The organism is Glycomyces xiaoerkulensis (assembly GCF_002798405.1).
GTDB lineage: Bacteria > Actinomycetota > Actinomycetes > Mycobacteriales > Micromonosporaceae > Glycomyces > Glycomyces xiaoerkulensis.
Map to the genome: position 1 here is coordinate 294,527 of NZ_PGGV01000027.1, position 6,461 is coordinate 300,987.

Here is a 6,461-nt window from a genome sequence, read left to right on the forward strand (position 1 = left end):
CTAGAACGACAGTCGGCGGACGATGACGCGCCTGGCCGCGAGCCAGCCGCCGACGGCGAGGACGGCGAGGTAGGCCAGGTGCGCCGCGGGCGGGAGCGCGGTGCCGAACCCGGCGGTGGCGGCACGGGCCAGTTCGGTGCCGTGCCACAGCGGCGAGGCCCACACCAGCGGCTGGAGGAAGCCGGGCATCTGCTCGGCCGGGAAGAACACGCCGGAGAAGAGCATGACCGGCATGATCGCGAAGCGGAACACGGCGTTGAGCATGGCGTCGTTCTTGAGGCTGGAGCACCAGGCGAACAACCAGGGTGCGAACGCGGCCGAGACGGCGGCCGCGGCCGGGACCGCCAGGGCGGCCCAGGCGGAGGTGTAGACCCCGAATCCGGCCAGGACGAGCGCGACGACGGTGCAGGCGGTCAGGGGCCGGAAGGCGACGGCGTAGAGCAGGTGGCCGTTGAGGATGTCGACCGGGCGCAGCGGAGTGGCGCGCTGGGCGAGGTAGGCGCCGCCCCATTCCTTGTAGCCGCCGAAGACGGGGTAGACCATGTCGCCGCCGAGCATCATGACCGCGACCGCGCACACCAGGCCGGGGGCGATGAACTCGGCGTAGGTGATGCCGCCGGTGGCGCCGGATTCGATGTAGGAGCCGACGCCGATGCCGATGCTGATCATGTAGAGGAGCGGCAGCACGACCGAGGAGAACACGGTGCCGTGCCAGGTGTGGCGGTAGAGGGTCAGTTGCAGTTGGAAGGCGCGCCAGGCCGCGGCGGCGGGGCCGGGGGCGGCGGTGGCGGCGGTGCCGCTCATCCGTCGTCCTCTCCGAGGGCGCGGCCGGTGAGGCGGAGGAAGACGTCTTCGAGGGTGGCGCGGCGGGCGAGCACCGAGGTGGGGCTGACGTCGCGGGCCTCCAGGGCGGCGGTGGTGTCGTCGCCGTCGTCGGTGTAGACGAGGATGCGGTCGGGCAGCGCCTCGACCTGGGAGCCGATGCCGTCGAGGGTGCGGGCGATGTCGGCCAGGTCGGTGGTGTGGAGGCCGCCGTAGCGGAGTTCGACCACTTCCTTGGTGACGTGGGTGTCGATCAGCTCGCGGGGAGAGCCGGAGGCGATGATCCGGCCCTCGTCCATGATCACGAGGCGGTCGCAGAGCTGCTCGGCCTCGTCCATGTAGTGGGTGGTCAGGACGATGGAGACGCCGCGCTGCTTAAGCTGGAAGAGCCGTTCCCACAGCAGGTGGCGGGCCTGCGGGTCGAGGCCGGTGGTGGGTTCGTCGAGCAGGGCCAGGTCGGGTTCGTTGATCAGGGACCTGGCGATGGCGAGGCGGCGCTGCATGCCGCCGGAGAGGTCGTCGACCTTGTCGCGGGAGCGGGCGGTGAGCTGCACGAATTCGAGCAGTTCGGCGGCCCGGCGGGCGGCGGTGCGGCGTTTGATGCCGAAGTAGCCGGCGTAGACGGTGAGGTTCTCGAACACGGTGAGCATGTTGTCGAGGGTGTTGTCCTGGGGAACGACGCCGAGGCGGGCCCGGATCGCGGGGCCGTCGGTGTGCGGGTCGAGGCCGAACAGGTCGAGGGCGCCGTCGCTCGGTTCGGAGACGCAGCCGATCATCCGCATGGTGGTGGACTTGCCGGCGCCGTTGGCGCCGAGGAAGCCGAAGGCCTCCCCGCGGCGTATCTCGAAGTCGACGCCGCGCACCGCCTCGAAGTCCCCGTAGCGTTTGCGGAGCCCGTGGGCGCGCACCAATATCTCGTTCTCGTCTACCGGCATGGAGCCGAGCCTAGATCGTCGGCACCGCGATCGACCAACCGTTTGCGGCCTCGTTGCGACCGCGCTGGACGTCGTAGGGCGTTCCGGGTGATCGCGGCCGGGTTCGACTTCTTTGCCTGGGCAGTAGGGGCTGGCGCGAGGGAAGTTGACACAGTGTGAGACGTCACCGCCGACATCGTCCTCGGCTTCGTCCAGGGCCGAGTGTTGGGCGGGAGCTCTGTGAACACGTCGCGGGACCGAGGGCTTCGCTCTCCCGGCCCCGTGTTGCGTCTGGGCAATTTTCGCACGGCTGGGCGTGTCGTCCTTGACTCGGATCTGGCCCCGATGCCACAGTTTCGACACGCGCCCCTGCGCGAAAACTGAATAGTCAGTCGGCGGCCCGCCCTTCTATCGCCAAACAGTCCGGCGGGCCGCCCCCAAACCAACGGAAGGAATACCTCCCTTGGTCTCTGTCAGCCTACGCCAAAAACCGGCCCGCGCAACAGAGCGAAATGCCGCCTCGATCGAGTGGACCGCTGCTCGTCCCACGTCTGCTACCCCGACTTGGGCGCGCCCCGCCAAGCCCGACGCACCGCGCCCTCGGGCCCCATGGGAGCCCTGGAGGCTTCCGGCCGGGAGGCCCGTGCCGCATTCGGCGCGTCGTCCGCCTCGGCCCGTACCCGAGCCCGAACCGTCCTATGCCTGGCGCATCTCATTCGAGCAGCCCGAACCCGAGCCGGTGCCAGCGCCGACGTCCCCGAAGACCGCTTCGGTGGCGTCCGGCGAGGCCGAACGTCGCACAGGCGGCAGACGGCTGCTGCAACTGCTCGGTCTTGCCTACCTCATGCTCGCCGCTCTCGCCTCCGGCCTGGCATGGACCGCCTACTTCACCGACAGAGACGACCTGGAAGACCAGGACTGCGACGGGGAGTCCGAACCGCGGACCACCACGCCCCCGACCGAGCCGCCCGAGCCGGATCCGAACGCGCCCGGCCTCCACACCCGCCCCGACGGGTCCCGATACCTGATCGTCCCCATCCCGCCCGGGCTCGACGGACGGCGACGACCGGCCGCAGCGATCGCCCCGGGCCGTGCCGCATGAGGACGCACACCGATACCGACACGGCCGGGCTCCCCGTCCTCGGCGTCGAAAGCGTCGACGGCCGCCTCGTCCAGTACTCCTGGCCCATCGGCCAGGACCGCCTCCGGCTGCTGCTGTGCGCACAAAACCCGCCCGGACTCGGGTCCGTGGTCGGACTCGACGGCGACTCGCCTCGCCTGGTGCTGTCCGAACCGGCCCACGCCGACTGGGCCGGAACCCATTCCGGCCCCCTCATCGCCGCGGGCGTCCGCATCTGGCTCGACACGTTCCGCGACTGCAAAGAATGAACGAGTTCATGACCGAACCCGACAAGGCCGCCCGGCACTTGGGGGCACCGACCGGCGACAAGATCGCCGAAGTCGTCATCGACGGCCACGCCCTGGAGCTGTTCCTCAGCGATGGCGGGGCCGACAAGCTCTACGTCTGCGACGTGCGCCGGAAGTTCCAACCGGTCGGGGCGGTGGTGCGCCTGGCCACGACCGGCCCGGTGTACGTCCCCGTGGCCGGCCAGGGCGACTGGGCCGAGCACGGCGACCGCGCCGACCGGATCGTGCAACTGGCCGTCGCCTGCTACTGGAACTGCACCGACCACGGCGCCATCCGCGAGGCCAGGCCCAAAGGCCGCGCCGCCCAATGGCGCGTGCGCTTCACACCGCGCCGGACCGGTCGGGACGACTGAGCATGGTGGTCCGTACGGGCGCGGGACGGCGCCGTGCAGTGAGCGGGCAAGCTCATGGGCGGAGCCCATCCCTTTGCAGCTTGGGGTCCCCTAAGGCCGCCGGGGCGAGGGTCGGACCCTCATCCTCGTGCCTCCTGCGGCAGGTCGGCGACGGGCGGACCCCCCAGGGGTCCCCTATGGCCGGTGGGGCGACGGCTGGAGCCTCATCCTTTTGTCCCCCATGGCTTGTGGGGCTGCTTCCAGCCTCACGCCGCCTCCGAGTCGGGGATTCCCATCGGGGCCACCATTCGGCAACGGACGTCGCGGCACCGCACCACCACCACGGGCCAAGGGACCCCGGCTGCAAAGGGTGCGGCTCCGCCGCAGAGCTTGCCATTTCATACGAAACCGGAAAACAACAGAAAGGACAGAACCCACCTACATGGGCACCGACACCAACCCACGGGCCCCGGCCCTCCAGCCGCGGGCCTACGCCCCGATCCGGCGGGAAGGGCGCAACTGGGACGCCGCCGTCGTCGCCGGGCGTCCGCTCCGCTTCTGGGCCGACCTGGCCGCCGGGCGGGTCGTCGTCTGCACCGACGAGCTCGAACCCCGGGACGTCGGCCTCGCGCTCGACATCGACGCCGACGACCGCCGCGGCTGGATGCTGGTCAACCCCCAGCAGGCACACTGGGCCGCCGAGGCGAGAGAAGCACTCCTCCGCGCCGCGATCGGCCACTACAACCGCGCGCAGGCCGACCCAGAGGGGAGGTCAGCGGCAGCAACGCGCCCGGTCGCTTAGCGCGCCCGTTTCGGGAGCGGTCCAAGCCCCCCTGCGGAGGTGGGGCCAGCACTACCGGCGATTGGCGTGCCTGCGGTAGCGACAGGACACAGGTTCTGAAGGGAGGCTTGAGATGCGAAAACGGGTCACCCTACTGGATCGGAACCGCCGACATGCCGACCGCCACTGCGCCTCCTCGAAGCGGCAGCGACTTCGCCGCGCTGTCCCGCCGGATCAACGAGGCGGGTCTGATGCGGCGCCGACCGGTGTACTACGCGATTCGCTTCAGCCTGGTCGGCGCGGTCGTGATCGCCGCATGGACGACGTTCTTCCTCCTCGGTGACACCTGGCTCCAGCTCCTGGTGGCGCTCGCGATGGGCCTGATCAGCGGCCAGGTGGCGCTGCTGGGGCACGACCTGGCCCACCGCCAGGTCTTCCGCAGGCGTGTGCCGTCCGAGCGGGCCGGCTACGTCGTCGGCAATCTGGTCAACGGCATGGGCTACGGCTGGTGGCAGGACAAGCACACCCGGCACCACGCCAACCCCAACCACGAGGAACTGGACCCGGACGTCCAGCCGGGGGTGGTGATCTGGTCGCAGCGCCAGGCCCGCCTGGTGGAGGGCGTCACCCGCTTCATCGGCGGCTACCAGGCGTTCCTGTTCTATCCGCTGCTGACGCTCGAAGGGTTCAACCTGCATTTCTCGGGGGTCAAGTCGGTCGCCAAGCCCGGGTTGCGGAACCGCGGGGTGGAGGCGGCGTTCCTGGCGATCCACTTCGCCGCCTACCTGACCTTCCTGTTCACCGTCCTGTCCCCGGGCAAGGCGGTCCTGTTCATCCTGGTGCACAAGGCGGTGTGGGGCATCTACATGGGGTCGATCTTCGCCCCGAACCACAAGGGCATGCCGCTCATCGGCGACGATTCGAACCTCGACTTCCTGCGCAAGCAGGTCTTGACCTCGCGAAACGTGCGGGGCGGGCGGTTCACCGACCTCGCCCTGGGCGGGCTGAACTACCAGATCGAGCACCACCTGTTCCCGGCCATGGCCAGCCCGTTCCTGCGGCAGGCCCGGCCGATCGTGCGCGAGTACTGCGATGAGAAGGGCATCGACTACTGCGAGACGGGCTTCCTCGCCTCGCACGTCGAGGCCCTGCGCTCCATGCACGCTTCGGGGGAGCCGATCCGCGAGGGCCGGGCCGCGGCGCGGGTCTGAGCGGAGGCGGCGGGATGCCGCCCGCCTCCCGGGTGCGCCGGGGTCCCCCGTGGAGGGCACCGGTTCGATACTGTGGCACGAATATGGGCGGTACCGGAATCGGCACCGCCCTCCCATTCCCGAGAACGGAGACATCATGGACAGCAGGACCTTTTACCTCATCATCGGCGGCGCGGCCCTGGTGGCGGCGGCCGGTGTCACCGTCGGACTGACCCTGGCGAAGCGCTCCCGCGGGGACGCACTGCTGGAGGTCGAGCCGGTCGAGGCCGGCGAGGGCGACGAATCGCAGGACCGGCCCGACTTAGAGTTCTCAACTCATTTGTTCAAGTCGTCTCCAGCAGACCAGGGCGCAGCCGATGCAGTGGAGCTGTCTTCGGTACTTGTCGTGGTCGTAGCCGCGGTCGGCCTGGACGACCCTGCGGTGTCGTCTGGGTCGGCCGCGTTCTGATTCAGGTCGGGAACCCGGGTCCGGAACGGTTCTGACGGCACTCGCGTGCGGGCACGCTATCCGGTCCCGGTCCATTGCCTCACCTCGCGGCAGCGTGTACGCTGACGGATTATATCGATTTAATTCGATATTTCGATGGATGCGCCCGCAGGTTCCCGCCGTGTCGGTGCGCCGCGCCCCTTGACTGGGAGCGCTCCACCAGTTCGAAGACGCCTCTTCCCGAACGGAGTGACCACAGATGACCGTTCACCGTCGCGAACCGGCCGCCGACCCGGCCCGGCCCCCGAGCCGGCGCTTCCGGCACCGGTACCTCGCCGTCACCGGCCTGGCCGTGGCCGCGCTCGGCGCCACCGCCCTGACCATCACCTCGGCGGACCCGGCATCGGCCGAGGACGGCTGCGAAGTCGACTACAACGTCACCAACGAATGGGGCTCGGGCTTCCAGGCCAACATCACCATCACCGCCGACGAGCCCATCGACGGCTGGCAGATCCAGTGGGACTTCCCCTCGGGCGCCTCGGTCGA

At 69.8% G+C, this 6,461-nt stretch carries 8 protein-coding genes and 1 pseudogene; 6 read left to right on the forward strand and 3 right to left on the reverse strand.

Annotated features, from left to right (window positions below):
- Together CUT39_RS10045 and CUT39_RS10050 are read right to left on the reverse strand one after the other, a co-directional pair.
- Complete coding sequence (locus tag CUT39_RS10045; RefSeq protein ID WP_100446084.1) at positions 1 to 804, reverse strand: ABC transporter permease; 804 nt, start codon at positions 802 to 804, stop codon at positions 1 to 3.
- A complete protein-coding gene (locus CUT39_RS10050) occupies positions 801 to 1,757 on the reverse strand; it encodes an ABC transporter ATP-binding protein (protein ID WP_100446086.1) in 957 nt (318 codons plus the stop codon). Before CUT39_RS10050 ends, CUT39_RS10045 begins: the two co-directional genes overlap by 4 nt.
- Before the next feature lie 718 nt (positions 1,758 to 2,475).
- On the opposite strand from CUT39_RS10050, the gene CUT39_RS10055 reads away from it, so the two are divergent.
- The 5 genes from CUT39_RS10055 to CUT39_RS10075 all read left to right on the forward strand — a co-directional run bounded on the left by CUT39_RS10055 (position 2,476) and on the right by CUT39_RS10075 (position 5,488).
- The gene (locus tag CUT39_RS10055; RefSeq protein WP_157930587.1) at positions 2,476 to 2,838 is read left to right on the forward strand and encodes a hypothetical protein; all 363 of its coding nucleotides are present in this window, start codon (positions 2,476 to 2,478) and stop codon (positions 2,836 to 2,838) included.
- On the forward strand, positions 2,835 to 3,125 hold the full coding sequence (locus CUT39_RS10060; protein WP_100446090.1) for a hypothetical protein: 291 nt from the start codon (positions 2,835 to 2,837) through the stop codon (positions 3,123 to 3,125). Before CUT39_RS10055 ends, CUT39_RS10060 begins: the two co-directional genes overlap by 4 nt.
- An 8-nt stretch (positions 3,126 to 3,133) precedes the next feature.
- Positions 3,134 to 3,517, forward strand: coding sequence for a hypothetical protein (locus tag CUT39_RS10065; RefSeq protein WP_157930588.1), 384 nt, complete (start codon positions 3,134 to 3,136; stop codon positions 3,515 to 3,517).
- A 421-nt stretch (positions 3,518 to 3,938) separates the two neighbouring features.
- Entirely contained in the window at positions 3,939 to 4,298 is a 360-nt protein-coding gene (locus CUT39_RS10070; RefSeq protein WP_100446095.1) for a hypothetical protein, read from the forward strand.
- Between the two features lie 152 nt (positions 4,299 to 4,450).
- Entirely contained in the window at positions 4,451 to 5,488 is a 1,038-nt protein-coding gene (locus CUT39_RS10075; RefSeq protein ID WP_100446097.1) for a fatty acid desaturase family protein, read from the forward strand.
- Between the two features lie 328 nt (positions 5,489 to 5,816).
- Here the strand turns inward: CUT39_RS10075 and CUT39_RS21775 are convergent.
- Positions 5,817 to 5,933 (reverse strand): annotated as a pseudogene (locus tag CUT39_RS21775) (IS5/IS1182 family transposase); the annotation flags it as partial.
- Between the two features lie 241 nt (positions 5,934 to 6,174).
- Here CUT39_RS21775 and CUT39_RS20760 point away from each other — a divergent pair.
- The coding region (locus CUT39_RS20760; protein ID WP_198587026.1) for a cellulose binding domain-containing protein at positions 6,175 to 6,461 on the forward strand (287 nt) is incomplete at its 3' end.